Raw genomic sequence first — 25,854 nt, forward strand, 5'->3', positions numbered from 1 at the left:
GTTACTTCCTCTTCGACCTGGACAGCGTTCGGCGCAAGAGTGCGCCCATGCCAAGCTTCGGTTCCCACAGCGGGGCCGTCGTGATCACGAGCCGCCCCTTCGGGTTCGGGCTTGCCGCGACCCGGTGAGGGGTGGTCGCCCCCCACCGCCGGGCCAGCGGCATCGGCAGGCCCTCGGTGCGGACCGGGATCTCGTACGTGGAGCCCGCGACGTCGACGTAGACGCGGACGCCGCGCTTGGCCCGGACTGGCTGGACCGGGATACGGGCGCCCAGCAGGATGCCGGCACCTCCCTCGGCGGGTTCCCTGGTGAACTCCCCCACCGCCTTCGGGCGCAGGGCGTCCTTGGGCAGCTTACGTGCGCCGGGGTTGTCGGCGCTCTGCGGCATCGCGCCCTGGGCGAGAGCGACGATGGCCGACGACGTGTCGCCGGTGACGCCGAGGCGCAGCTTCAGGGCGAGGGTGAGCTGTTGCCCGTCCTGCTCCCAGTCCGCCGACACCAGCTTCGTACCGGCCGCGAGCCTGCCCGCGACCCCCTCACGCGCCTCGTACCAGCGGTCGTCGAGGCCGACCCCGGCGTCCCGGAAGCCCGGGTAGGGCGCGAAGGCCCGGCCCCCCTCCAGCAGGAAGGGCGGCGCCCCGTGGTCGGTCTCGTCCGCGATGGCGCGGGTGAGCTCCGCCACGGCACCCCGCTGCGCCAGGCCGAACCGGACCCGCCTCTTCACTCCGGTCGCGTCGCGCAGCCCGTCGGTGAAGTAGGCCTCCAGCAGGGCGGCGAGACCCTCGCAGACCCGCCGCCGGGTCTCCAGGGGCAGAGCGGGGAAGTCGTCGAGCAGCAGCTTGGACAGCTCCCACTCGAAGTGCCGCTTGAAGACGGCGTCGCGCTGCGGCCCGGCCTCGATGAGGCCGGCCGTGTGATCCATGATCCTGGCGGCGCACCGGAGCCGGGCCAGATGGTCGGCCCGGTAGGTGATGTTGCTCGCGTCACCGCGCTTGACCGCGTAGTAGTACGTGTAGTCGCCGAGCACCGAGATCTTGCGGGCCCGGACGCACGCCTCGATGGTGAACGGCTGGTCGCTGCCGACCGGCATGTCCTCCGGGAACCGCAGCCGGTGCTTGTCCACCAGCTCGCGCCGGAAGAGCTTGGTGTTCGCCAGCGTGAACGGCAGGCTCGACGCGTACAGGCTGATGTCCGGGTCGGACTTCGCGTAGAGCTTCTGGTGGACGTAACGGCCGTTGGTGCCCACCATCTTGCCGACCACGATGTCCGAACCGTGCTCGTCGGCGCAGGCGACCATCCGCTCCAAGGCCTCGTCGCCCAGGTAGTCGTCGGAGCCGATGAAGTACACGAACCGGCCGGTCGCGACCTCCAGCGCCCGGTTGCTCGGCGCCGCCGGGCCGCCGGAGTTCTCCTGGTGGAGGACCCTGACGACGCCGGGGTAGCGCTCGGCGAACCGGTCGAGTTCGGCGCCGCTGTCGTCCGTCGAACCGTCGTCGACGGCCACGATCTCCAGCCGGTCCAGCCCGATGCTCTGCCGGACCAGGGAGTTCAGGCACTCCGTCAGGTAGGGCATCGTGTTGTAGACCGCGACGACGACGCTGACGTCGGGGCTTCGTGTCATGCCATCACCTGGGTGTCCGACCGCCCCATCCTGGTACGGGACCCCTCGACGAGCGCGGAGTACACGCCGTCCAGGACCTCGGCCTGCGCCTCCCAGGTCCAGTTCTCCAGCAGCCCCTGGTTTTCGTAGACCGCGCGGTACTTCGCGGCATCGGCGAGCACCGACTTGACCGCCCTGACGTAGTCGGACACGTCCTCGGCGGTGAACACCTCACCCTGGCCGGTCCGGGCCACCATCTCGCCCATCGTCCGCACGTCACTCACCACGAACGGCAGGCGGGCGTGCGAGTACTCGAAGAACTTGGTGATCAGGGCGATCTCGTGGTTGGGCCAGTGGTGGATCGGGATGACACCCACGTTCGCCGCGGACAGGAACGGGACGACCTGGTAGTGCGGCACGTAGGGCAGGATGTGCAGCCGCTCGGAGACACCCAGCTCGGCGGCGCGCTCCCTGAGCTCCTGCATGTACGCCGAGTTGGTCCGCAGGACGACGAACGCCACATGCGTGCCCGGGAGCTGGGGCAGTGCCTCGACCATGATGTCCAGGCCCCGCTGCGGTGCCGCCGCGCCGCTGTAGACCGCCAGCGGAACGTCGGGGCCGATCCCGCACAGTTCACGCAGGTCCGGCACCGGCTCCGCGGCCTGCTCCGGGGAGATCTCGGCGTCCGGGGCGTTGAGCACCACCTTCGGCAGAGCCTTCAGGCCGTGCCGCTCGACCAGCATCTCCGCCAGCGTGGACGAGACCGTGGTGACGGCATCGGCGTACTTCGCGTACTCGCGCTCGTGTCCGCACTGCGCGATGTGCCAGCGCGGGTGCGGGCTCCACGGCTTGATGCCGGGCAGGAACTCGTGCACGTCCCACAGGAGCTTGACGGACCGGCCCTTGGCCTCGGCCCGCAGCTTCGCCCGCGCGGCCACGCCGAGCATGCGGAAGTCGTTCGCGTGGATCAGGTCGGGTTCGAGCCGGTCGATGACCTTCCCGTACGCAAGCTCGAAGTCCCACAGGGCCGGGTCGAGCCGGCGCCACGCACGGTCGCCCATGGTGCGGAGCCAGAAGGCCGTGGTGAAACGATCAAGCGGGGAGTCCATGTTCTTGCGCCGCTGCGCGAGGGCTTCCGTGCGGCCGGCCCGCAGGTGCACCCACTTGCTCAGCGCCTTCGCCAGCAGACGCGGAGGCAGCAGACGCGCGGCGCCCAGCGCCGACTTGTCGCGCCTGGCTTCGACACCCCGGACGTTCAGCTCGGCGCGCCACGCCTTCACCCGCTGCTTGCGGTACTCGGCGAGCGGGCCGGGCGGATAGGCGAGCGGCGAGCGCAGCCCGGGCCGACGGTACTCGTGGCGACGACGGTGCATGGGAGTCGGCACGTGCAGCAGGCGGACCTGCGCCTCGCCCAGCTGCCACCGCTGGTTCTTCTTGGTGGGCGACTTGCCCAGAAGCACCACGTCCCAGCCGGCTTCCGCGGCTGAGCGAGCTTCCTTCTGTACCCGGGAATCGCCGTTGACGCCGTTGTCGACGAGCATGACGATCTTTCCCCGGGAACTGCGCTCCGGCCCTGCGGCCGAGCTCTCAATCGCCATGACGAGCGTGCTCTCCTGTCTCGAATACAACGGTCCGGCCACTGTTGGCCGAGTCGAGCAGCGAAGTCGCCACCTCGACGGTACGAAGCCCCTGGCGCAAGGTGCAGATGTCGGCGGGCTTGCCCTGTACAGCGTCGCGGAAGAGCTCGTGCTCGACAAGCAGCGGCTCACGCTTGGGGATCGCGTAGCGGATCATGTCGCCCTCGGAGACACCGCGGAAGGCGCGCAACGCCTCCCATTCGGTGGTGACCGCGGCGTTGGAGTGGAACGTGAGGTCGGCGGTGAGGGTGTCGGCGATGAAGCAGCCGCGCTCTCCGGTGACCGAGGTGAACCGCTCCTTGAGCGGGCTCAGCCAGTTGACCAGGTGGTTGACCATCGTGCCGTCGGACAGCTGGCCGACCGCGGAGACCATGTCCTCGTGCGGGCGGCCCGACTTGGAGACGGTGTGCGCGGCGATCGAGGTGTACGTCTGGCCGGTGACCCAGCCCGTCAGGTCGATGTCGTGCGTGGCGAGGTCCTTGACCACGCCGACGTCGGCGATCCGGTGCGGGAAGGGGCCCTGGCGGCGGGTGACGACCTGGTAGACGTCGCCCAGCTCGCCGGCCTCCAGGCGGCTGCGCAGCGAGAGCAGGGCCGGGTTGCAGCGCTCGATGTGGCCGACGCCGGCGACCAGGTCGCGGGACTCGAAGGCCTCGACGAGGCGGCGGGCGCCCTCGACGGTGTCCGCGAGCGGCTTCTCGATCAGGGCGCAGACGCCGGCGTCGGCGAGCTGGAGGCCGACCTCCTCGTGCAGGCCGGTGGGGCAGGCGACGACGGCGTAGTCGATGCCCAGCGCGATGAGCTCCTCGACGGTGGACAGGACGGGGGCGCCCTGTGCCCAGCCGTTCTTGTCGCCCATCGGGTCGACGACGGCGACCAGCTCGACGCCCTCCAGGCCGGCGAGGACCCGGGCGTGGTTGCGGCCCATGGAGCCCAGGCCGATGAGCCCGGCCTTCAGCACGGCGCTCACAGGTTCTCCCCCAGGGAGTTCACGGCGGTCACGATGCGCTCCAGGTCGTGTCGGGTGAGCGAGGGGTGCACCGGCAGCGAGACGACCTCGGCGGCCGCCTTCTCGGTCTCCGGCAGCTCCCAGCTGCGGCCCGCCTTCTGGTCCGGCTCCCAGTACGGCTTCAGCCGGTGGATCGGCGTCGGGTAGTAGACCGCGTTGCCGACGCCCGCCTCGGTGAGCTTGGCCATCGCGGCGTCCCGGTCGCCCCGGATCCGGACGGTGTACTGGTGGTAGATGTGCCGGGCGCCCTCGGCGACCGGCGGCAGGGTGACGCTCGGGGCGGTGATGTTGGCGTCGAGGTAGGCGGCGTTGGCGCGGCGCTGCTCGGTCCAGCCCTCGACCTTGGCGAGCTGGACGCGGCCGACGGCCGCGTTCACGTCGGTCATCCGCATGTTGGCGCCGACGATCTCGTTGGCGTACCGCTGCTCCATGCCCTGGTTGCGCAGGAGGCGCAGCGTACGGGCCAGTTCGGCGTCGCCCGTGGAGACCATGCCGCCCTCGAGGGAGTGCATGTTCTTGGTCGGGTAGAAGCTGAAGGTGCCGCCCGCGCCGAACGCGCCGACCGGGGTGCCGTTCAGCGCCGCCGCGTGGGCCTGGCAGGCGTCCTCGACCACGGCCAGCTTGTGCTTCTCGGCGATCGGCATGATCTTGTCCATGGCCGCCGGGTGACCGTAGAGGTGGACCGGCATGATCGCGGCGGTGCGCGGGGTGATCGCGGCTTCGACGGCCGCCGGGTCGAGGCCGAAGCTGCCCGGCTCGATGTCGGCGAAGACCGCGTCGGCGCCGACCAGGCGGACCGCGTTGGCGGAGGCCGCGAAGGAGAACGAGGGGACGATCACCTCGTCGCCGGGGCCGATCCCCAGCGCGAGGAGCAGCAGCTGGAGGGCCGATGTGCCCGAGTTGACGGCGACGCAGTGCCGCCCGTCGACCAGGCGGGAGAAGCCCTCCTCGAAGGCCGCGACCTCGGGCCCTTGCACGACCCGGCCGCTGCGCAGTACGCGTACGGCGGCCTCGATCTCGTCTTCCCCGATGACCGGACGGGCAGCAGGGATCGGCTGCTCGTTGATGCTCGTCATGGACGTCCTCCTTGAACACCGCAAGAGCTCGTTACAGGGCAGAGCTCTGGGCGCGGGACGTCTTACGAGGCCGCGCGTAACCCCACCGGCGCGATGCCGACGCCCTGCCGAGGATTCTGGTCCGGTCTGTCTGTCACCGGGCCGGTCACCGGTTGTAGTTTCTGCGAAGAATCCTGACAGTCCAGCGACCGCCGTCACATTATCAGGGATTTCTCGGCCCATTTCGGGCCCGTTAACCGCCGCTTGCATCAGTTCTGAAACAAAGCCCGCGGCCCGCCCCGAAAGGTATCGGAACGGGCCACGGACAATGAACATCCGATTACGGAATCGTCATCCGGCCGACACTTCGCCGTCGGTGGACGATGCCGAGGCGGTCACGGAAGGCGACGACTGCTCGGCGGCGACGGTCTTCTTCGTCGTCTTCTTCGCGGTCGTCTTCGCCGTGGTCTTCTTCGCGGCGGTCTTCTTGGCGGCCGTCTTCTTGGCCACCGCCTTCTTCGCCGGAGCCTTCTTGGCGGCGGCCTTGCGGGCCGTCTTCTTCGCCGGTGCCGCCGCGTCGGACGCGTCGGCCTCGGCTTCCGGGGCCTTCGCCTCGGGCGCCGAATCGACGACGACGACCGCCGCCTCCTCCGCTCCCGTGGGTGAACCCGCCGGAGCGGTCACCTTACGGGTCACCCGGCGCCGGGCACGCGGCGGAGCGGCCTCCTGTACGGGAGCCTCCGCCGCGGGGGTCTCCGCCACGGGGGTCTCCGCCACGGGAGCGGGCTCGGCGGGCGCCTCGACGACCGGGTCCTCCACGGCGACCGGGTCCGTGCTGGGCTCGGCCGGCTGCACCGGCTCCGCCGCTTCGGCCTGCTTCGGCGAACCCGCCGGAGCGGACGCCTTGCGGGTGGCACGCCGGCGCGTACGGCCCTGGGGCGCGGCCTCCGCCACCTCGGCTGCCTCCCGCGCGACCGGGGCAGGGGCTTCCGGAGCGACCGGGGCCTCGGGCGCGGGCGCGACGGCGACCGGCTCCGCCTCGGTGACGGGAGCGGGCGCCTCGGCCACCGGAGTGGCAGCCGCGGCCTTCGGGGCGCCGGCCGGGGCCGACACCTTGCGGGTCGCCCGGCGGCGGCCACGGCCGCGCGATGCGGCCGCCTCGGCCTCGGCCGGGCTGCTGTAGAACTCCTCGTCGGCGGTGACCTCGGGCTCCACCGCCACCGGGGCGGCGACCTCGGCGGCCAGCTCGGCCTCCGTCTCGGCCGGCTCGGAGGTCACGTGGTCCTCGTGGCCGTGGCCGTGCTCGTGGTCCTGCTCGTGGTCCTGGCCGGCGCCGCCGCGGCCACGCTTCTTGGCCTTCTTGCCACCGCCGCCGCCACCGACGGACGTCGGCTGCTCCATGTGGACGATCACACCGCGCCCGTTGCAGTGGACGCAGGTCTCGGAGAAGGACTCCAGCAGACCCTGGCCCACCCGCTTGCGGGTCATCTGGACCAGGCCGAGCGAGGTGACCTCGGCGACCTGGTGCTTGGTGCGGTCGCGGCCCAGGCACTCCAGCAGGCGCCGCAGCACCAGGTCCCGGTTGGACTCCAGCACCATGTCGATGAAGTCGACGACGACGATTCCGCCGAGGTCACGCAGCCGCAGCTGGCGCACGATCTCCTCGGCCGCCTCCAGGTTGTTCCTGGTGACGGTCTCCTCCAGGTTGCCGCCCTGGCCGGTGAACTTGCCGGTGTTGACGTCGACGACCACCATCGCCTCGGTCTTGTCGATCACCAGCGAACCGCCGCTGGGCAGGTAGACCTTGCGGTCCAGCGCCTTCATCAGCTGCTCGTCGATGCGGTACGTGGCGAAGACGTCGACCTCGGAGGTCCAGCGGGAGAGCCGCTCGGTCAGGTCCGGCGCCACGTGCGAGACGTAACCGTGGATGGTCTCCCACGCCTCGTCACCGCTGACGATGACCTTGGAGAAGTCCTCGTTGAAGATGTCGCGGACGACCCGGACGGTCATGTCCGGCTCGCCGTAGAGCAGCGTCGGCGCGTTGGAGCCGCTGGTGCCCTTCGCCTTCTGCTGGATCTCCTCCCACTGCCCCTGGAGCCGCTCGACGTCACGGCGCAGCTCGTCCTCGCTGGCGCCCTCGGCGGCGGTGCGCACGATGACGCCCGCGTCCTCGGGGACGATCTTCTTGAGGATCGTCTTGAGGCGGGAGCGCTCGGTGTCGGGCAGCTTGCGGCTGATCCCGGTCATCGAGCCCTCGGGCACGTACACCAGGTAGCGGCCGGGCAGCGAGACCTGGCTGGTCAGGCGGGCGCCCTTGTGGCCGATCGGGTCCTTGGTCACCTGGACCAGGACCGACTGGCCGGACTTGAGCGCGGTCTCGATGCGGCGCGGCCCGTGGGCCATGCCGAGCGCCTCGAAGTTGACCTCACCGGCGTACAGGACGGCGTTGCGGCCCTTGCCGATGTCGACGAACGCGGCCTCCATGGAGGGCAGGACGTTCTGCACCTTGCCCAGGTAGACGTTGCCGACGTAGCTGGTGGCCTGCTCCTTGTTGACGTAGTGCTCGACGAGCACGTTGTCCTCGAGGACGCCGATCTGGGTGCGCTCGCCGCTCTGGCGGACGACCATCACCCGCTCGACGGCCTCGCGGCGCGCCAGGAACTCCGCCTCGGTGATGATCGGGACGCGGCGGCGGCCCTGCTCGCGGCCCTCGCGGCGGCGCTGCTTCTTCGCCTCCATACGGGTCGAGCCCTTGATGGACTGGACCTCGTCGAAGCCGGTGCCCGGCTCGCGCTCCGCTTCCTTCTTGCGCGGCTCACGGACCTTGACGACCGTACGCTCCGGATCGTCCGTGCCGTTGTCGGCCTCGGGGCCGCCCTCACCGCCGCGGCGACGGCGACGACGACGACGGCGGCTGCTGCTCGACCCGGAGGCCGAGGAGTCGTTGTCGTCGTCCTCCTCCTCGTCGTCGGCGGCCTGGCCCAGGGCCTGCTCGTCCTCGGCGCGGGTGTCCTCCGCGCGGGACGCCGTAGGCGCCTCGTCGCTGTGCTGCTCGGCCTCGTCCAGGTCGTTGGCCTCGCCACGGCGGCGACGGCGGCCACCGCGACGACGGCGGCGCGAGGGGCGGTCGCCGTACTCGTCGGTGTCCTCGCCCTCCTGCTCGTCCGCCTCGGCCTCGGAGGCCTCCTCGACGGGCTGCTGCTCGGCGGGTGCCTCCACCGGAGCGGCGGGCGCCGCGGCCTGCTCGGCCTCGACGGCCTCACCACGGCGGCGGCGACGGCGACGCGAGCCGCCCTGCGGTGCGGCCTCGGCGGGCGCGGGGGCCTGCTGGACCTCGGCGGTCTGCTGCTCCTCGGCCTCGTCGGCCTCGTCGGCCTCGTCGTACGGGGCGGAGGAGCCGGCCGCGGCAGCGGCGGCGGCCGCCGTCTCGGGGGTCTGGAACATCGGCTCGGCGAAGACCGGGGCCTGGAACACGGCGACGGCCGGGCGCGTGGCGCGGCGGCCCTTGCGGCTCGGCTCCTCGGTCTTGGCGGTGAACTCGGGGCGGCCCGCGGCGGCGGTGGCCCGGCGGCGCTGGCGTCCGCGCGGGGCGGCCTCCTCGGCCCCCTCCACCTCGGCGGCCAGCTCCTCGGCGACGGCGGCGGGCAGGCTCTCGCCGGCCTCGACGGGCTCCTCCACGGGGGCGGGGGCAGCGGCGGCCGGCTCGGCCGCCTCGCCGGCCTGCGGGGCCCCGGCGGGTGAGGTGGCCTTACGGGAGGCACGGCGGCGGCTGCGCGGCGCCGGGGCCTCCTCGGCGGGCTCGACGACCTCGGCGGCGGCCGGGGCCGGCTCGGCGGCGGGCGCGGGCTCGTTCACGGCTTCCGGGGCGGTGGCCTGCGGGGTGCCGGCCGGGGCGGAGGCGCGGCGCCGGGTACGGCCGCGCGGGGCCTCGGCGGCGGGCTCGGCGGGCTCGGCCACGACGGCCGGTTCGGCCACGGGCTCGGCGGGCGCGACCGGCTCGACGACCACAGCGGCCTCGGCTGCCTGCGGGGCGCCGGCGGGCGCGGTCGCCTTGCGGGAGGCCCGGCGGCGGCGCGGGGCGGGAGACTCGACGACCTCGGGCTCGACGACCTCGGGCTCAGCGATTTCGGGCTCGGCGATTTCGGCCGCCGGCTCCTCGTCCTCCTCCACGAGCGGCTCGGCCGGGGCCTCCACGGCCCTCACGACCTCGGCGGCCTGTGGGGCACCGGCCGGAGCGGTGGCCTTGCGGACCGCGCGGCGGTGGGTGCGGGGGGCCGGGGCCTCCTCGGCCGGCTCCACAGGCTCGGCGGCCGGGATCTCGGCGGCGGCCACCGGGGCGGCGGGCTCGACGACCTCGGCAGCCGCCTCGGCGGTCTGGGGAGCGCCCGCGGGCGCGGTCGCCTTGCGCACGGCACGGCGGCGCGTACGGGCGGGCGGGGCGGCCTCGGGGGCCGTCTCCTCGGGCGCGGATTCCGGGGCCGGTACGGCGGCGGTCTCCGCGGCCGGTGCGGTGTCCTCGGCGGCCGGTGCGGTGTCCTCGGCGGCCGGTGCGGTGTCCTCGGCGGCCGGTGCGGTGTCCTCGGCGGCCGGTGTCACCGGGGCGCCGGGCGGGCCCGCCGGGCGGGAGGCGGCGCGGCGCCTGCGGCGCGGCGGCAGCTTGTCCCCGGGGGTGTTCTCTTCGTTGTTCCCGTTGGTCGCGGGTTCGTTCGGCTGAGGCATGCGGGCGGTTCTCCCGTCGCGCTCCCGGGCGCCGCGTCTGTTTCCGGTCCGGCACGGTCCGCGTGGTGCGGAGGGCCGTCCGGGGCGCGGGCGCCGCACGGGAGCTGATGTCTGGCTCACCGGTTCCGTCCGCGATCTCGCGGACGGCCTGGCGAAAGTCTTATGGGTCAGTGCGCGGCCCGACCCAGGTGGCTCCCGAGTCGGAGGGCTGCGCTACAACGACCGCCTTACGCGGAACCTGCACCTTCCGGCGCCGTCGCGACGGCTGCTGCGACCGCGGGATGTGCGGTCGGGGCGGCCTCGCGGTCGGGCGCGAGCGGGTCGGTCACCGTGCCGGACTCCTCGTCGAAGAGCCCCTGCGCCAGCCTCGTCACCGCGGCGGGGACGGATCCCCAAGCTCTCGGCTGCGCTCGAACAGGGGAGACCCCATCCGCCAGGTCGGCCACAGCGCGGAGACCGGACAGGACGTCGTCGGGTCGCACGGCAGGTGTCACGTGCCGAACCACCAGCCGCAGTATCGCACAGGGCTTGTCCCCCGGCCTATCAGCCGGTGGATCAAGGGCCTGCAGGTCGGCGACGGCGGCGCGGGCGTCGAAGGTCCGGATGCCGTTCTTCGCCTTGCGCTGGACCTCGACACTCTCAGCGGCGTTGAACGCTTCGACGGCTCTGCGGGCCTCGTCGGGGTCGACGCCGTCCAGGCGCATCTCCCAGACGGAGGCGGTCAAGCGGTCGGCGAGGCCCGAGGTGCGGGCCTCCACCGCGTCGATGATGTCGAGGCCGTCCGGCAGCGAGCTGTCGAGCAGCTCGCGCAGGAGGTCGGGGTCGCGCGCCTCGGTGAGGGCGATCTCCAGGAACTCGGCCTCGCTGCCCGTGCCGGTGGGGGCGGCATTGGCATAGGAGACCTTGGGGTGCGGGGTGAAACCCGCCGAGTACGCCATCGGCACCTCGGAGCGGCGCAGAGCCCGCTCGAAGGCCCGCTGGAAGTCGCGGTGACTGGTGAACCGGAGGCGGCCGCGCTTGGTGTAGCGCAAACGGATGCGCTGCACTGCCGGTGCGGGCGGCGGGCCTTCGGGCTGTCGCTTGCCCAGTGGTTCTTCTCCTCGGTGCGGGGCGGGCGCTGTGGAGCGCCGCCCACGAAGTACGGGGTGGTCCCCGGGGTGCCGCTCCGGCTCACCCCCGCTCGACGAGTTTCTCGCCCAGCAGGGAGGTCTCGGACGCCTGCGCCGCGCTGGGGACAGTCGTTGTACTACCCAGAGTACGCGCAGACACCCCCGACGGTTCCCGGAACCGTGCCCCGCCCGCGCCGCCGACCGGTGCGCGCCGGGTGTCCCGACGGGCCCGCCGCCCGGTTTCCCGGGCGGCGGGCGAGGGCTCCGGGGCGGGGCGCGCCCCGCCTTGGGCCGCGGCGCGCCGGGCGTGGCCCGGAGGGCGACCCGCGCTGTCGCCGAGGGACGCGCTACTTGTTCACCACGCTCAGCGGGAGCAGCTTCTTGCCGGTCGGGCCGATCGGGATGCCCAGGTCGAACTGCGGGCAGATGGACACACCCCTAAATCCACGGCTGGCCTCCGCCCCTGAAGAAGTACGACATCGACACCGAGTGGACCGCCTCGGACCTCGCGCTCCTGGCGGAACTCAAGAAGACGGAGGCGTTGCTTCCTGCGGACGCCCCGTGCGCACTCCTCTCTGTCCGGCTCTCCGTCCTCAGGGAGGACACAACCTCGCCGGTGCGTCAGGAACTCGACCTGCGGCTGTTGGCCAGAGACAAGGGGTACCGGGTTGTCGGCGTTGCCTCCGACTTGAACGTGTCCGCCACCAAGGTGCCGCCGTGGAAGCGGAAGGAGTTGGGCGAGTGGCTCAACAACCGGGTACCGGAGTTCGATGCGCTTCTCTTCTGGAAGCTGGACCGGTTCATCCGCCGCACGTCAGATCTCTCGACCATGATCGAGTGGTGCCAGCGGTACGGGAAGAACCTTGCTTCGAAGAACGATCAGATCGACCTTGAGTCGACCGTCGGTCGGATGATGGTCACCCTCATCGGTGGGATCGCGGAGATCGAAGCGGCCAACACCTCTACCCGCGTGGCATCACTTTGGGACTACACGCGGACGCAGGATGCATGGTTCGTCGGGAAGCCTGCGTACGGCTACGTCACCACCAAGGTGAACGGTAGGCCGTCCCTCGCCATCGAGCCGGGTGCTCACACGGCGCTGCGGTGGGCGTACCGCATGGCTATGCGGGGAGTGTCCGCACGACGGATGTCCACCTGCCTCGTGCGCTCCGGCCTCATGTCGACAGGGCTCACTACGTCAACTCTGCTCCGTCGACTCCGCAACCCTGCGCTCATGGGCTACCGCGTAGAGGAGAACAAGGAGAAAGGTGTGCGCCGCTCCAAGTTGATCCTCGGCCACGACGGCCAGCCCATCCGGGTGGCCGATCCCATTTTCACCAAGGACGAGTACGACAAGCTCCAGGAGGCGATCGACCGGCGCGGCAAGATGCAGCCTCCGCGCCAGACCCACGGCGCTACACAGTTCCTGGGAGTACTGGTCTGCGTCGACTGCGCGTCGAACATGACCGTGCACGTCACGACCAACAAGTTCGGCCAGTACAGATACCTCCGATGCCAGAAGTGCAAGAGCGGAGGACTCGGCGCTCCGGACCCTCAGCGCGTGTATGACGTGCTCGTGAACGATGTACTACGAGTCCTTGGCGCTTCCCTGTACAGGTCCGCGAGTACGCCCAAGGTGCCGAAGCTCGCGCCGAAGTGAAGAGGCTCGAAGAATCCATCGCCTACTACATGAAGGGGCTTGAGCCCGGAGGCCGCTACATGAAGACGCGGTTCAGCCAGGAGCAGGCGGAGAAGACCCTCGACAGGCTGATGGACGAACTGAGCGCGATCAACCCTGAGAGGACGCAGGACAGATGGACCCTCATCCATAACGGGAAGACGTTCCGCCAAGCCTGGGAGGCCGGAGGCATGGAAGCCATGGCCGTCGATCTGCGCCGCGTCGGCATCACGTGCGAGGTGACACGTACCAAGGTCAAGGGGGTGCGCGCTCCAGCCGTGCACCTGCGCTTGAAAATCCCGCGTGATGTACGCGAGCGGCTCGTCATCAAGGCGGACGACTTCGCAGCGAAACTCTGACGCTGATCGCCCCGCCCATGTCTGCAACAGGAACGACCCCATGGGCGGGGGGCGCAGCCAGCCGTTTGACGGCCGAGCAGTTCGCCATGTAGGAAGATCTCTCCGCTCTCGCATAGAGCGGCACCGTAGCTCCCGCCGCGTGACGACGGTCGAGCTGGCCACCAGAACCGGGGGCCGCGATCCCAAGGGGCTCGCAGGGAGGCTGAGGGCATCCCGAAGCGCAGGACGGTACTGCGCGACTTCCACTCACCCGCCGGGGCACAGCTATGCGCTGCCTCGGTCACCGCCCGGATGTCGCCACCCTTGAACATCACGAGCGGAATCGTCTGGACCTGCGAGACGTGCGCAGCCCCCCTTGTCGATGGCCATCAGCACGCCTGTGGCACATCCGGCGCCCCAGCCTGATCTGCGATACGCCCCCACCGACAGAAGGGAGGCACATGTCCCGCCGTCCGGCGGGGGTCACTGGCACACCCGTGTGCGCCGCACAGGAAGGAAGGTCCGTCACCGTGGGACGCACCCCGTTGCAGTTTGAAGGCGACTTCGCCGCCGTCTCTCTGAGCACGTCAGCTCAGGCGGAGGCGGGACCTGCCGCCTACCCGTGGCTTGTCCGATCGGGGGACAACTGGCCTGCCCCTACCGCGTCGCGCCGCCGCGATCACGGGAAGGGCAGGGGTCTGTGCCTACTCGGCGCGCACCACCGTCGCGAACGACGTACGGACGCGCCGGAAGCCCTTGTGGCCGCTCCTGCCGGTATGGCTCATGCACTCGACGTCGACCGCTTCCGTGTCCGTCGAAGCCGTCGACGACCAGCCGCAGTGCCGGCACTCCGCCTCGAACGTGACGTCTGTATCCGGGTGCTCCGTGATGCGGTGCAGCACGTACCGCAGGACGGCCCGCGTCACCGTGGCCGCCGTGTCCGGTGCGGGTGGTTCCTGATCTCCACGTCCGCATCCGTCGCCGCCGAGAAGTCCCCCCGGTCCCGCGCCGTCTTCCGTTGACCGGCCAGCGCCTCGCAGACTCCGCACCCCTTCGCGGGTTCAGGAAGCGGGCGGGGCACGGCCAAGTTCACCGGACCGTCCATCGTCGTCCTCGGATCACTCACGCTTGCCGCCTCCCTGATGGATCTCTCCGCGGTCCATCCTTGGGTGTCCAGCGTCGCCTGCCGCTCCATCCGTGCTGCCACCGTCCGACTTCTGGTCTCGTCAGCCAGTGCCGGAGGAAGGGAGAACACCGCACTGGCGTACTCCGGCGTCTGGAGGAGTCCGGGGATGAGTTGCCCCTGAAAAAGCCGGAGAGCAGCCGTGTGTGCCTCGACGGCCTTGATGGTGTTCTGGTGCTTCCACGGACCCATACGGCGCAGCAGACGCCACGCTGTGGCCTCAGTGACCTCGGCGCGGGCAGTCGCCAGGAACTGTTCCTTCACCGCGTCCGAGACACCGAGGGCTGACAGGATCAGGTCGACGTCCTGGACAGTGGGCATTGCCCGGCCGTTCTCGATCTTCGAGAGCTTCCCTGCGGACATGGAAGCCCTACGGGCTATCGCGTCACCGGTCAGTCCCGATGTTTCGCGCAGTGCCCGCAGGGCTCTCCCGATCGACTCCGTGGTCAGTGATGCCGCTCCCAGTAGGCCGCGAACGGCACGGCGCGGGTGAGGGCGACGTCGCGGTAACCCTGATACTCCCTCAGTCGCTCGGCGGGCAGGCGCTCACCGCCGACGAACTTGCCCTCGGGTGTGTAGTGCATGCGGTAGACGTCACGGTCGTCGAAGAGCCAGAAGTCGTGATCGGGCAGACCGGTCACCTGCTGCTCGGCAAGGTCGACGATCGCGATGGACTCCCCGGCCTTGATGTTGCCGGGGTAGGCCGACAGTTCGTAGCGCAGGTAGTCCGTCAGCGGGGAGCGCAGAACGTGAACGCGGGAGACGCTCTTGCCTTTGTCGGTCATCGAGCGCACCCATGGGTTGTCACTCCACTCCGGGCCCATGTCCTCACCCGAGAGGAACTGAGCGATCTCCTCCCGCTCCTCCTCCACGTCGTATACGTCGAGCGTCTCCAGCCGGAACGCGGTCTCCTCGAAGGTCTCGAAGAGACGGCCGAACTCCTCACCGCTGAGCACGGAAGAACTCCTCAAGGACGGCAGCCGGAACGATCACGGCGCTTTCCCCCTCAGGCAGGTCGAGCTGCGCCAGGCGCTCGGGGTCCGATTCGATGTACCCCTGAACGACGAAGTCCTTGCCGTCCTCCGTTCCCCACAGGGTCGGGCAGGTTCCGTTCTTGCACTCCGCGTCCCCGGACAGCTTGCGCAGCGGTGCGCCCATGACTTCCCCCTCCGTCTCGATGGCTCCCCTCGATGCTCCCGAGCCACCGTGAGCAAGGTCAAGAGAGCCACCTTTCCAGAACGGGAAAGCCCTCAGCGTCAGACTTACCGGGCAGAGCGAAGGGCGCTCGGACAACGACCAGCCCGAACGCCCTTCAGCCCTACTGCCACTCGATCTCGCTGACGATTCTCGCGTCCTGCCGGGGTGCGGGAAGCGGCGTGCGTCGCACGGATCGCGACGGCTCCTCGCGCCCCTTCACTCCCATGGTCCGAAGCATGTCAGCACGCCCCGTCTCGCTCAGACCGGCAAGCGTCTCTGCCATCCTCCGGATGGCATCGCCGCTGGTCAAGCCTACTTTTTCACTGTCAGCGGGAGCATCTTCTTACCGCTCTCACTCAGTTGTGGCCATGTGTCGAACTGCGGGCAGACGCCGCAGTCGAAGCAGGGGGTCCAGCGGCAGTCCTCGACCTCGGTCTCGTCGAGCGCGTCCTGCCAGTCCTCCCAGAGCCAGTCCTTGTCCAGGCCGGAGTCGAGGTGGTCCCAGGGCAGGACCTCCTCGTAGGTGCGCTCGCGGGTGGTGTACCAGTCGACGTCGACCCCGAATCCGGGGAGCGTCTTCTCCGCGCAGTTCATCCACAGGTCGTAGCTGAAGTGCTCGCGCCAGCCGTCGAAGCGGCCGCCGGACTCGTAGACCGCGCGGATGACGGAGCCCACGCGCCGGTCGCCGCGCGAGAGCAGGCCCTCGACGATGCCGGGCTTGCCGTCGTGGTAGCGGAAGCCGATGGAGCGGCCGTACTTCTTGTCGCCGCGGATCTTGTCCCGCAGCTTCTTCAGCCGGGCGTCGGTGTCCTCGGCGGAAAGCTGCGGGGCCCACTGGAAGGGGGTGTGCGGCTTGGGCACGAAGCCGCCGATGGAGACGGTGGCGCGGATGTCGTTCTGGCCGGAGACCTCGCGGCCCTTGGCGATGACGTTGACCGCCATGTCACCGATCTGGAGGACGTCCTCGTCGGTCTCGGTGGGCAGGCCGCACATGAAGTACAGCTTCACCTGACGCCAGCCGTTGCCGTACGCGGTGGCGACGGTCCGGATCAGGTCCTCCTCCGAGACCATCTTGTTGATGACCTTGCGCATCCGCTCGGAGCCGCCCTCGGGGGCGAAGGTGAGACCGGAGCGACGGCCGTTGCGGGTCAGCTCGTTGGCCAGGTCGACATTGAACGCGTCGACGCGGGTGGAGGGCAGCGAGAGGCCCACCTTGTCGTCGGTGTAGCGGTCGGCCAGGCCCTTGGCGATGTCGCCGATCTCGCTGTGGTCCGCGGAGGAGAGGGAGAGCAGGCCGACCTCTTCGAAGCCGGTCGCCTTGAGGCCCTTGTCGACCATCTCGCCGATGCCGGTGATGCTTCGCTCCCGCACGGGGCGCGTGATCATGCCGGCCTGGCAGAAACGGCAGCCGCGGGTGCAGCCGCGGAAGATCTCCACGGACATCCGCTCGTGCACGGTCTCCGCGAGCGGGACCAGGGGCTGCTTGGGGTAGGGCCACTCGTCGAGGTCCATGACGGTGTGCTTGGAGACGCGCCACGGCACGCCGGACCGGTTGGGCACGACGCGGCCGATGCGGCCGTCGGGGAGGTACTCGACGTCGTAGAAGCGCGGGACGTAGACGCCGCCGGTCTTCGAGAGCCGGAAGAGCACCTCGTCGCGGCCGCCGGGGCGGCCCTCGGCCTTCCAGGCGCGGATGATCTCGGTGATCTCCAGGACGGCCTGCTCGCCGTCGCCGATGACCGCGCAGTCGATGAACTCCGCGATCGGCTCGGGGTTGAACGCGGCGTGGCCGCCCGCGAGGACGATCGGGTGGTCCACCGTGCGGTCCTTGGCCTCCAGCGGGATGCCCGCCAGGTCCAGGGCGGTGAGCATGTTGGTGTAGCCGAGCTCGGTGGAGAAGCTCAGCCCGAAGACGTCGAAGGCGCCGACGGGGCGGTGGCTGTCCACGGTGAACTGGGGCACGTTGTGCTCGCGCATCAGTTCTTCGAGGTCGGGCCAGACGCTGTACGTGCGCTCGGCGAGGACGCCCTCGCGCTCGTTCAGCACCTCGTAGAGGATCATGACGCCCTGGTTGGGCAGCCCGACCTCGTAAGCGTCGGGGTACATCAGGGTCCAGCGGACGTCGCAGCTGTCCCAGTCCTTGACGGTGGAGTTCAGCTCACCGCCGACGTACTGGATGGGCTTCTGCACATGCGGGAGCAGAGCTTCGAGCTGTGGGAAGACCGATGCGGCAGACATCTCGCAAACCTTCGTGAGCCGGCTGGGGTGACCATCCAGCGTACCGCGCGGCTCAGTGCTTCAGATCCGCCCGCAGTGCGGGGTCCGAGGCCCGTGCCCACACCTCGGGCAGCTCGCGCTCCCGTGCGTCGGCACTCGCCTCCTCGCGCCCGTACAGAAGCCCCCAGGTGAAGGCGGTCTCGCCGGCCGCGTGGGCCTGGACGGCGAGGGTGCGCAGGGCCTCACGGGCCACCACGCTGTCCTGGTGGTCGCCCAGGACGGACTGCACGGCCTTCACCCGCTTGGCGAAGCGCTTGGCCGGCTTGCCGAGGGCGGGCCGGGCGGCGTCGCCCGCGTACCGGGCGCGCTTGGCGGCCTTGCGGGCCTCGTGCATCGCGGTGTCCCGCTCGGGGCCCGGCGGGTGCTCCAGGGCGTGGTCCATGCGGCGCGCGAGCTTCTTGTAGTCCTTGAGCACCGCGCGGGGCAGGGCTTTGCCCGGTGCGCGGGAGGCGGCGGGACGCAGGGGCGGGTCGGCGCTGAGGGCGTCCAACGTGTCCAGGAGGGTGAGATACCGCTCGCCGTCCAGTACGTCGACGATCCTGCGGCGCGTTCCGGTGCGGCGGGCGGCGGACCAGATCTGCAGCCGTCCGCGCACCGGGCCGAGGACCAGGGTGCCCGGGAGCGCGTCGGTGCCGGCGCCCAGGCGCTTGTCGAGGACTTCCTGGTCGCGGTCGACGCCCAGTTCGCCGGCGAGCCACTTGAGCTCGGCGCCGATCGGGTCGGTGACCTCGCGGTCGAGGATCGTGCGGTACGTCTTGAAGGCGCTGCGCAGCCGCCGGGTCGCCACGCGCATCTTGTGCACGGAGTCGTGCAGGTCGCGGCGGACGGCGGGGTCGAGGTCGACGACCGTGCGGATCTGCTCGCGCACGTAGGCGAGGACGTGGTCGCCCGCGGTCCGCGGCTCGTCCTTCTTCCGCTTCGCCGTCTTCTTCCTGCCTACGGGCGCGGTCTCCGCGAGGGCCCTGGCGAGCTTCGAGGCGGACTCCGAGGGGCGTACCCCGGCCTTGCGCAGGCGCTTGTCGACGGCGTCCAGGATCGCCGGGTCGCCGTCGTCGGCCAGCTCGACCTCGATCTCGGTCCAGGTGGCGGTGGTGCCGGTCCCCTGACCCGCGAGGCGCTCGGCGCACACGGTGTCGATGCCGACCTCGGCGAGGAGGGTGCCGTCGGGGTCCGTCAGGTGCCGGACGTCACGGGAGGAGAGCAGGCGGACGACGGGGGCCACCTCGGCGTGGCGCAGGCGGGAGCGCAGCAGCGCGGCGAAGGAGGACGGCAGGGCGTCGGCCAGCGGCTCGTGGAGCTCGTCCCGGATGCCGGTGGCGACGGGGAACTTCAGATGCCAGCCCTCGTCGTCCCCGCCCATCCTGCGGCGCAGGGTGAGGGAGTCGCGGGCGAGGCGGAGGTCGGCGGTGTCGTAGTAGACGGCGTCCAGCTCGCTCACGCCCCGCTCCACGACCCGGCCGACCCCGGCCACCCGGCTCAGGTCGGGCAGCCGGGTGGCGTCGGTGGCTTCGTACTTCCGCTCGATCTCGCGCTTGGTGTCCGCCATATACGGACACCTACCCCCCTGAGCCGGGTTCAGGCGGACATCGGGCGCTGCACCCTGATCGATTGCAGCAGCCCGATCGCCACCCAGACGGCGAACATCGAGGACCCTCCGTAGGACACGAAGGGCAGGGGCAGACCGGCCACCGGCATGATGCCGAGCGTCATGCCGATGTTCTCGAAGGACTGGAAGGCGAACCAGGCGATGATGCCGGCGGCGACGATCGTGCCGTACAGCTCGGTGGTCTCGCGGGCGATCCGGCAGGCGCGCCACAGGACGACACCGAGCAGGACGATGATCAGCCCGGCGCCGAGGAAGCCCAGTTCCTCGCCGGCGACGGTGAAGACGAAGTCGGTCTGCTGCTCGGGGACGAACTGCCCGGTGGTCTGGGTGCCCTCGAAGAGCCCGGTGCCGGTGAGGCCGCCGGAGCCGATCGCGATACGGGCCTGGTTGGTGTTGTAGCCCACACCGGCCGGGTCGAGCGCCGGGTTGGCGAAGGCGGCGAAGCGGGCGATCTGGTAGTCGTCGAGCAGCCCGAGCTGCCAGACCGACACGGCGCCGGCGGCGCCCGCGCCGAGCAGGCCGAAGACCCAGCGGTTGGAGGCGCCGGAGGCCAGCAGGACGCCGAGGACGATGACGGCCATCACCATCACCGAGCCGAGGTCCGGCATCAGCATGACGACGGCCATGGGGACGGCCGCGAGGCCCAGCGCCTTGGCGACGGTCCGGTGGTCGGGGTGGGCCTGGTCGCCCGCGTCGACGCGGGCCGCGAGCAGCACCGCCATCACGAGGATGATGGTGATCTTCGTGAACTCGGAGGGCTGGATCGAGAAGCCCGCCGGCAGCTTGATCCACGCGTGGGCGCCGTTGACCGTGGTGCCGAGCGGGGTGAGGACGGCGGCGACCAGCAGCACCGAGATGCCGTAGAGGACCGGGACCGCCCCGCGCAGGGTGCGGTGGCCGAGCCAGATCGTGCCGACCATCAGGGCGAGGCCGATGCCGGTGTTCAGGGCGTGCCGGATCAGGAAGAAGTACGGGTCACCCTGGGTGAGGTGGTCGCGGTTGCGGGTGGCGGACCAGACGAGCAGCGAGCCGAGGAAGGAGAGCGCGAGCGCGGCCCCGAGCAGCGGCCAGTCCAGCCGCCGGGCCAGCGAGTCACGGGCCGTCAGCTTGGCCCAGGAGCCCCGCTCGGGGGCGTACCGGGAGACGGAGAATCCACCTGCCATCAGGGCCGCCTCCCGAACGCGGGTGAGCCGGTGAGCCCCGGCTGGCCCGGGGGCTGGGGCACCAGGTTCTCGGGGTCGGCCTGCTGGCCTTCCGGCTGCGCCGGCTGGGGGTTGTACGGCTTGACCTTCGGGGCGTAGATCGAGCCGTCGGGCTGGATCTTGGGCAGCGTCTTCTGCGGCTTGGGCAGCAGGGCCTTCTTCACATCCTGGTTGCCCTCGGCGTCCAGGCCGTAGAGCGCGTCGTAGATCTTGCGGACGGCGGGCCCGGAGGCGCCGGAGCCGGTGCCGCCCTGGGAGATCGTCATGACGATCGTGTAGTCGTCGGTGTAGGTGGCGAACCAGGAGGTGGTCTGCTTGCCGTACACCTGCGCTGTGCCGGTCTTGGCGCGCATCGGGATCTTGTCCTGCGGCCAGCCGCCGAACCGCCAGGCCGCGGTGCCGCCGGGCTCGACCACCGAGCGCAGGCCCTTGTCGAGGTCCTTGACGGTCTGGGCGTTGATGGGCAGCTTGCCGGTGGCCTTCGGCTTGATCTCCTGGACGGTCTTGCCGTCGGGGCTGATCACGGCCTTGCCGACGGTGGGCGCGTAGAGGGTGCCGCCGTTGCTGATGGCGGCGTAGGCGGTGGCCATCTGGATCGGGGTGACGAGGACGTCACCCTGCCCGATGGCGTAGTTGATGCTGTCGTAGGCCTTGAGCTGGTTGCCTTCCAGGCAGCTCTCGTAGGCGATCTGCTGCACGTAGGTGCCGCCCTTCTTGCCCTCCTTGCACCAGGCGTTCTTGTTCGCCTTCCAGAAGTCCTGCTTCCACTGGCGGTCCGGGATGCGGCCCTTGACCTCGTTCGGCAGGTCGATGCCGCTCTCGGCGCCCAGCCCGAAGTCACGGGCGGTGCGGTAGAACCAGTTCTTGGCGTCCTTCTTCGGCTTTATGCCGCCGTCGCGCTGCCACTCCTCGTGGCCGAGGCGGTAGAAGACGGTGTTGCAGGAGTACTTGAGCGCGTCGCCGAGGGTGATGGGGCCGTGCCCCTGGGACTCGAAGTTGGCGAAGGTCTGGCTGCCGAGGCTGTAGGAGCTGCTGCAGTTGTAGGTGTCGTCGAAGGCGTGGCCGCCCCGCACGGCCGCGCTCGCGGAGACCACCTTGAAGATGGAGCCGGCGGGCGCCTGGCCCTGGATGCCCCGGTTCAGCAGCGGGTAGTTGGACTTCTTGCTGGTGAGCTTGGCGTACTGCTTGCCGGAGATGCCACCGACCCAGTCGTTGGGGTCGTAGTCGGGCTGGGAGGCCATCGAGACGACCCGGCCGGTCTTGGACTCCATGACGACGACGGCGCCGGAGTCGGCCTCGTACTTACGGCCGGTGATCTTGTCGGTTTCGTCCCGGACCTTCTTCATCGCCTCGGCGAGCTCGTACTCGGCCACCGCCTGGACCCGGGCGTCGAGGCTGGTGACGAGGTTGGAGCCGGGCACCGCCGGGTCGTCCTCGGCCTCGCCCATGACCCGGCCGAGGTTGTCGACCTCGTAGCGGGTGACGCCCGCCTTGCCACGCAGCTCCCTGTCGTACGTGCGCTCAAGGCCGGACCGGCCGACCTGGTCGGAGCGCAGGTACGGTGACGGGCCGTCGACCGCCTTCTGGATCTCGTCGTCGGTGACGGGCGACAGATAGCCGAGGACCTGCGCGGTCCTCGCCTTGCCGGGTGCGGCGTAGCGGCGTACGGCGGTGGGTTCGGCGGTGATGCCGGGGAAGTCCTCGGCGCGCTCGCGGATCTGGAGTGCCTGCTGCGTGGTGGCCTCGTCGGTGACCGGGATCGGCTGGTAGGGCGAGCCGTTCCAACAGGGCTGGGGAGTCTTGGAGTCGCAGAGGCGGACCTTGTCCCGGACCTCCTGCGCCTTCATGTCCAGGACGTCGGCGAGCCGGGTGAGGACGCCGACACCGTCGTCCTTCATCTTCAGCAGCTCGGTGCGGCTGGCGGAGACGACGAGCCGGGTCTCGTTGTCGGCGAGCGGTACGCCCCGCGCGTCGAGGATCGAGCCGCGCACGGCGGGCTGGACGACCTGCTGCACACCGTTGCCCGCCGCTTCGGCGGTGTACTCGTCGCCGTTGCGGACCTGGAGGTACCACAGGCGCCCACCGAGGGTGAGGAGCAGCGAGAAGACGAGGACCTGGATGACGATGAGCCGGATCTGGACCCGCTGGCTCCGCCCGGTCTCGGGGATGTTGCTCACGGGGTGCCCCCGGTGGTGGTACGGGGGCACTGCCCCGTGAGGTACGGCTTCACAGTCGCTTGACCCCCTTGATGCGTCCCGCGCGGGCCGCGCGGGAGCGGGCGGCCTTGACGCGCAGGCCGCCGCGCTGGCTGCCGATCCGCAGGCCGGTGCCCGAGGCGAGCCAGCCGGCGGCCACGTCGTTCCCGCCGGAGGATGCCTCGGAGAGCGGATCGTTCTCGGTGCGTCTGGCCAGTGCCATGATCAGCGGCACGGTGAAGGGTGCCAGCAGCAGGTCGTAGACCGCGGCCGTGAACAGCAGGCTGCCCAGGCCCACATGGCGGGCGGCCGTGTCGCCGACGAGGGCGCCGACGCCCGCGTACAGCAGGGTCGAGCCGAGCGCGGCGGCGACCACCGCGGCCATCGGGGCGAAGGCCGACTTGAGCTGCCCGTTCTCCGGCCGGACGAGGCCCGCGAGATAGCCGATGACGCAGAGCACCAGGGCGTAGCGCCCGGCCGCGTGGTCGGCGGGGGGCGCGAGGTCCGCGAGGAGGCCCGCGCCGAAGCCGATGAACGCGCCGCTGACCGGCCCGTACACGAAGGCGAGTCCGAGGACGGTGAGGAGCAGCAGGTCCGGGACGGCGCCGGGGAGCTGGAGGCGGGCGAGGACGGATACCTGGATGACGAGGGCGACGACGACCAGGGCGATGGAGAGCAGAGTCCGGTTCAGGCGCATGGGGATCGGCTACTCCTGGTCGCTTGCCGCGTTGTCGGGTTGCTGGGCGTCGCCCTGCTGGTCGCCTGCCGCGTCACCGGCCGCTTCGCCGTCGCCCGGCTTCTTGTTGGTGTTGCCGACGACCTTGCCCGAGCCGTCGACGATGTCGCCGTTCGGCTGGACGGTGACGGTGACCGTGGGGGTCGGCTTGGGCTCCGTCCTGGCCTGCTGCTTCGGCAGGACCGTGTCGCGGGGGTCGGCGCGCGGCGCCTGGACGACGACGCCGACGATGTCGAGCTTGGTGAACCCGACGTACGGCTTGACGTAGACGGTCCGGGTCAGCGCGCCGCCCGAGGGGTCGACGCGGACGACCTCGCCGACCGGGACGCCGGGCACGAAGGGCTTGTCCTTGCTGGAGCCGAAGGTGACGAGCCGGTCGCCCGCCTTGACCTTGGCCTTGCCGTTGAGGAACTGGACCGAGAGCGGGCGCGAGCCCTGGCCGGTGGCGAAGCCGAGCTCGTCGGTCTTCTCCATCCGGGTGCCGACGGTGAAGTCCGGGTCGTTGGCCAGCAGGACCGTCGCGGTGTTCGGGCCGACGGTGGTGACCCGGCCGACCAGCCCCTCACCGTTGAGGACGGTCATGTCGCGGCGGATGCCGTCGTTCGATCCGGCGTCGATGGTGATCGTCCAGGAGAAGCCCTGGGCCGCTCCTATCGCGATGACCTCGGCGCCCTTGATGCCGTACCGTCCGGCGCCCGCGTTCTTCAGCAGGGCGTCGAGCTGGCGGACGCGGCTGTTGGTGCGGTCGTCGCTGCCGAGCCTGGCCTTCAGCGCGGCGTTCTCCTGCTCCAGGGCGGAGATCCGGTCGTGCCGGTTGCCGGAGTCCCGTACCGCCCCTATGGCGTTGCCCACCGGGTCGACCGCGGCCGCGACGCCGTTCTCCACAGGTCCCAGGACCGTGGCTGCGGCCTGCCGGGCGCCGTCCACCGGTGACTCCTCGCCGCCTCGGATATCGACCGTGATCAGGGCGAATGCGATGGCGATCAGCAGCACCAGGAGCAGCCGGCTCTCTCGTGTGTCCCTCACGTGCGGCGGCCGTGCCTTCCTCGTCGGAATGTTCGTGCCTGAGTATGCGTGGCTGTCGTGACGTCGTGACGTGTACAGCAACGATCTATATCAACGATCCGGCGGGCGGAGCCGCAGCGTCCGCGCGCCGGATCGGGTGATGTCGCGCCGGTCCTACCGGCGGGGCTGGGCGTCCAGCACCTGCTGGAGCGCCTCGAACTCCTCGACGCACTTGCCGGAGCCGAGCGCGACCGAGTCCAGCGGGTCCTCGGCGATGTGGATCGGCATGCCCGTCTCGCGGCGCAGCCGCTCGTCCAGACCGCGCAGCAGCGCGCCGCCGCCGGTGAGGACGATGCCCCGGTCCATGATGTCGCCGGAGAGCTCGGGCGGGCACTTGTCGAGCGTCGTCTTGACGGCGTCGACGATCGCGTTGACCGGCTCCTCGATGGCCTTGCGGACCTCGGCGGCCGAGATGACGACCGTCTTGGGCAGCCCGGAGACGAGGTCACGGCCACGGATCTCGGTGTGCTCGTCCTTGTCCATGTCGTACGCGGAACCGATCGTGATCTTGATCTGTTCGGCCGTCCGCTCACCGAGGAGGAGCGAGTACTCCTTCTTGATGTGCTGGATGATCGCGTTGTCCAGCTCGTCACCGGCGGTCCGGATCGACTGGGCAGTGACGATTCCGCCGAGCGAGATCACCGCGACCTCGGTGGTGCCGCCACCGATGTCGACGACCATGTTGCCGGTGGCCTCGTGGACCGGCAGGCCGGAGCCGATGGCCGCGGCCATGGGCTCCTCGATGATGTGCACCTGACGCGCGCCGGCCTGGGTGGAGGCCTCGATGACGGCGCGGCGCTCCACCCCGGTGATACCGGAGGGCACGCACACGACGACCCGGGGGCGGGCCAGGTAGCGACGCTTGTGGATCTTGAGGATGAAGTAGCGGAGCATCCGCTCCGTGATCTCGAAGTCGGCGATCACGCCGTCCTTCAGGGGCCGCACGGCAACGATGTTGCCGGGCGTGCGCCCGATCATCTTCTTGGCCTCGGAGCCGACCGCCAGAATCCCGCCGGTGTTGGTGTTGATGGCCACGACGGACGGCTCGTTCAGGACGATGCCGCGCCCCCTGACGTACACCAGCGTGTTGGCAGTCCCGAGGTCGATAGCCATGTCACGGCCGATGAACGACATTGAGTTCCCCTTGTTCCCCATGAGGATGCGTCGGGCCTTCCCAAGAAGCGATGATGGCTTGTTCTGGTAGGCGAGGTTGGCGCTGCGGGCGTGGAAGCTTCCATCGTAGTGCCG

The 25,854-nt window shown here is 70.6% G+C and carries 17 protein-coding genes and 1 pseudogene; 1 reads left to right on the forward strand and 17 read right to left on the reverse strand.

The features are described 5' to 3' along the window. Position 1: 1 nt before the first annotated feature. The 6 genes from ACIQAK_RS03755 to ACIQAK_RS03780 form a co-directional block, all read right to left on the reverse strand. Entirely contained in the window at positions 2–1,621 is a 1,620-nt protein-coding gene (locus tag ACIQAK_RS03755) for a glycosyltransferase family 2 protein (protein ID WP_366387942.1), read from the reverse strand. Beyond that, the gene (locus ACIQAK_RS03760) at positions 1,618–3,198 is read right to left on the reverse strand and encodes a glycosyltransferase family 4 protein (protein WP_366387941.1); all 1,581 of its coding nucleotides are present in this window, start codon (positions 3,196–3,198) and stop codon (positions 1,618–1,620) included. Before ACIQAK_RS03760 ends, ACIQAK_RS03755 begins: the two co-directional genes overlap by 4 nt. After that, the gene (locus tag ACIQAK_RS03765; RefSeq protein ID WP_366387940.1) at positions 3,188–4,207 is read right to left on the reverse strand and encodes a Gfo/Idh/MocA family oxidoreductase; all 1,020 of its coding nucleotides are present in this window, start codon (positions 4,205–4,207) and stop codon (positions 3,188–3,190) included. The genes ACIQAK_RS03760 and ACIQAK_RS03765 overlap by 11 nt, the downstream gene beginning before the upstream one ends. After that, on the reverse strand, positions 4,204–5,322 hold the full coding sequence (locus ACIQAK_RS03770) for a DegT/DnrJ/EryC1/StrS family aminotransferase (protein ID WP_366387939.1): 1,119 nt from the start codon (positions 5,320–5,322) through the stop codon (positions 4,204–4,206). Before ACIQAK_RS03770 ends, ACIQAK_RS03765 begins: the two co-directional genes overlap by 4 nt. Positions 5,323–5,652: 330 nt before the next feature. Beyond that, positions 5,653–10,020, reverse strand: coding sequence for an Rne/Rng family ribonuclease (locus tag ACIQAK_RS03775; protein WP_366387938.1), 4,368 nt, complete (start codon positions 10,018–10,020; stop codon positions 5,653–5,655). Between the two features lie 227 nt (positions 10,021–10,247). Then, complete coding sequence (locus ACIQAK_RS03780) at positions 10,248–11,066, reverse strand: TIGR03936 family radical SAM-associated protein (protein ID WP_366387937.1); 819 nt, start codon at positions 11,064–11,066, stop codon at positions 10,248–10,250. Positions 11,067–11,607: 541 nt separating this feature from the next. Here ACIQAK_RS03780 and ACIQAK_RS03785 point away from each other — a divergent pair. Continuing rightward, positions 11,608–13,166 (forward strand): annotated as a pseudogene (locus ACIQAK_RS03785) (recombinase family protein). Between the two features lie 683 nt (positions 13,167–13,849). Here ACIQAK_RS03785 and ACIQAK_RS03790 read toward each other — a convergent pair. The 11 genes from ACIQAK_RS03790 to ACIQAK_RS03840 all read right to left on the reverse strand — a co-directional run bounded on the left by ACIQAK_RS03790 (position 13,850) and on the right by ACIQAK_RS03840 (position 25,740). After that, positions 13,850–14,071 (reverse strand): hypothetical protein, encoded by a 222-nt coding sequence (locus tag ACIQAK_RS03790; protein WP_366387936.1) that lies wholly within the window; start codon positions 14,069–14,071, stop codon positions 13,850–13,852. Continuing rightward, positions 14,068–14,793, reverse strand: a complete 726-nt coding sequence (locus ACIQAK_RS03795) for a Scr1 family TA system antitoxin-like transcriptional regulator (RefSeq protein WP_401847770.1) — start codon at positions 14,791–14,793, stop codon at positions 14,068–14,070. The genes ACIQAK_RS03790 and ACIQAK_RS03795 overlap by 4 nt, the downstream gene beginning before the upstream one ends. Then, positions 14,775–15,284 carry a DUF6879 family protein gene (locus ACIQAK_RS03800; protein ID WP_366387935.1) on the reverse strand — a complete coding sequence of 170 codons (510 nt, stop codon included), beginning with the start codon at positions 15,282–15,284 and terminating at the stop codon, positions 14,775–14,777. The genes ACIQAK_RS03795 and ACIQAK_RS03800 overlap by 19 nt, the downstream gene beginning before the upstream one ends. Continuing rightward, positions 15,271–15,486: a hypothetical protein gene (locus ACIQAK_RS03805; protein ID WP_366387934.1), complete on the reverse strand. Its 216-nt coding sequence runs from the start codon at positions 15,484–15,486 to the stop codon at positions 15,271–15,273. Before ACIQAK_RS03805 ends, ACIQAK_RS03800 begins: the two co-directional genes overlap by 14 nt. A 351-nt stretch (positions 15,487–15,837) precedes the next feature. Continuing rightward, positions 15,838–17,763, reverse strand: coding sequence for a TIGR03960 family B12-binding radical SAM protein (locus ACIQAK_RS03810; RefSeq protein ID WP_366387933.1), 1,926 nt, complete (start codon positions 17,761–17,763; stop codon positions 15,838–15,840). A 52-nt stretch (positions 17,764–17,815) separates the two neighbouring features. Further along, positions 17,816–19,348 (reverse strand): CYTH and CHAD domain-containing protein, encoded by a 1,533-nt coding sequence (locus tag ACIQAK_RS03815; RefSeq protein ID WP_366387932.1) that lies wholly within the window; start codon positions 19,346–19,348, stop codon positions 17,816–17,818. A gap of 29 nt (positions 19,349–19,377) precedes the next feature. Beyond that, a complete protein-coding gene (rodA, locus tag ACIQAK_RS03820; RefSeq protein WP_366387931.1) occupies positions 19,378–20,571 on the reverse strand; it encodes a rod shape-determining protein RodA in 1,194 nt (397 codons plus the stop codon). Beyond that, on the reverse strand, positions 20,571–22,787 hold the full coding sequence (mrdA, locus tag ACIQAK_RS03825) for a penicillin-binding protein 2 (RefSeq protein WP_366387930.1): 2,217 nt from the start codon (positions 22,785–22,787) through the stop codon (positions 20,571–20,573). The genes rodA and mrdA overlap by 1 nt, the downstream gene beginning before the upstream one ends. Positions 22,788–22,836: 49 nt before the next feature. Further along, positions 22,837–23,502, reverse strand: coding sequence for a rod shape-determining protein MreD (mreD, locus tag ACIQAK_RS03830; protein WP_366387929.1), 666 nt, complete (start codon positions 23,500–23,502; stop codon positions 22,837–22,839). A 9-nt stretch (positions 23,503–23,511) separates the two neighbouring features. Beyond that, positions 23,512–24,567: a rod shape-determining protein MreC gene (gene mreC / locus ACIQAK_RS03835; RefSeq protein WP_366387928.1), complete on the reverse strand. Its 1,056-nt coding sequence runs from the start codon at positions 24,565–24,567 to the stop codon at positions 23,512–23,514. 153 nt (positions 24,568–24,720) lie between these two features. Beyond that, the gene (locus ACIQAK_RS03840; RefSeq protein ID WP_093687258.1) at positions 24,721–25,740 is read right to left on the reverse strand and encodes a rod shape-determining protein; all 1,020 of its coding nucleotides are present in this window, start codon (positions 25,738–25,740) and stop codon (positions 24,721–24,723) included. Positions 25,741–25,854 lie beyond the last annotated feature (114 nt).

It is taken from the genome of Streptomyces sp. NPDC088706 (genome assembly GCF_044752765.1).
In the GTDB taxonomy this organism is placed as follows: Bacteria; Actinomycetota; Actinomycetes; order Streptomycetales; family Streptomycetaceae; genus Streptomyces.

Excerpts from the sequence above, each read along its gene's own strand:
- ACIQAK_RS03755 (WP_366387942.1), bottom strand. The coding sequence starts at position 1,621 with ATGACACGAAGCCCCGACGTCAGCGTCGTCGTCGCGGTCTACAACACG.
- ACIQAK_RS03760 (WP_366387941.1), bottom strand. The coding sequence starts at position 3,198 with ATGGCGATTGAGAGCTCGGCCGCAGGGCCGGAGCGCAGTTCCCGGGGA.
- ACIQAK_RS03770 (WP_366387939.1), bottom strand. The coding sequence starts at position 5,322 with ATGACGAGCATCAACGAGCAGCCGATCCCTGCTGCCCGTCCGGTCATC.
- ACIQAK_RS03775 (WP_366387938.1), bottom strand. The coding sequence starts at position 10,020 with ATGCCTCAGCCGAACGAACCCGCGACCAACGGGAACAACGAAGAGAAC.
- ACIQAK_RS03805 (WP_366387934.1), bottom strand. The coding sequence starts at position 15,486 with ATGGGCGCACCGCTGCGCAAGCTGTCCGGGGACGCGGAGTGCAAGAAC.
- ACIQAK_RS03810 (WP_366387933.1), bottom strand. The coding sequence starts at position 17,763 with ATGTCTGCCGCATCGGTCTTCCCACAGCTCGAAGCTCTGCTCCCGCAT.
- ACIQAK_RS03815 (WP_366387932.1), bottom strand. The coding sequence starts at position 19,348 with ATGGCGGACACCAAGCGCGAGATCGAGCGGAAGTACGAAGCCACCGAC.
- rodA (WP_366387931.1), bottom strand. The coding sequence starts at position 20,571 with ATGGCAGGTGGATTCTCCGTCTCCCGGTACGCCCCCGAGCGGGGCTCC.
- mreD (WP_366387929.1), bottom strand. The coding sequence starts at position 23,502 with ATGCGCCTGAACCGGACTCTGCTCTCCATCGCCCTGGTCGTCGTCGCC.
- ACIQAK_RS03840 (WP_093687258.1), bottom strand. The coding sequence starts at position 25,740 with ATGTCGTTCATCGGCCGTGACATGGCTATCGACCTCGGGACTGCCAAC.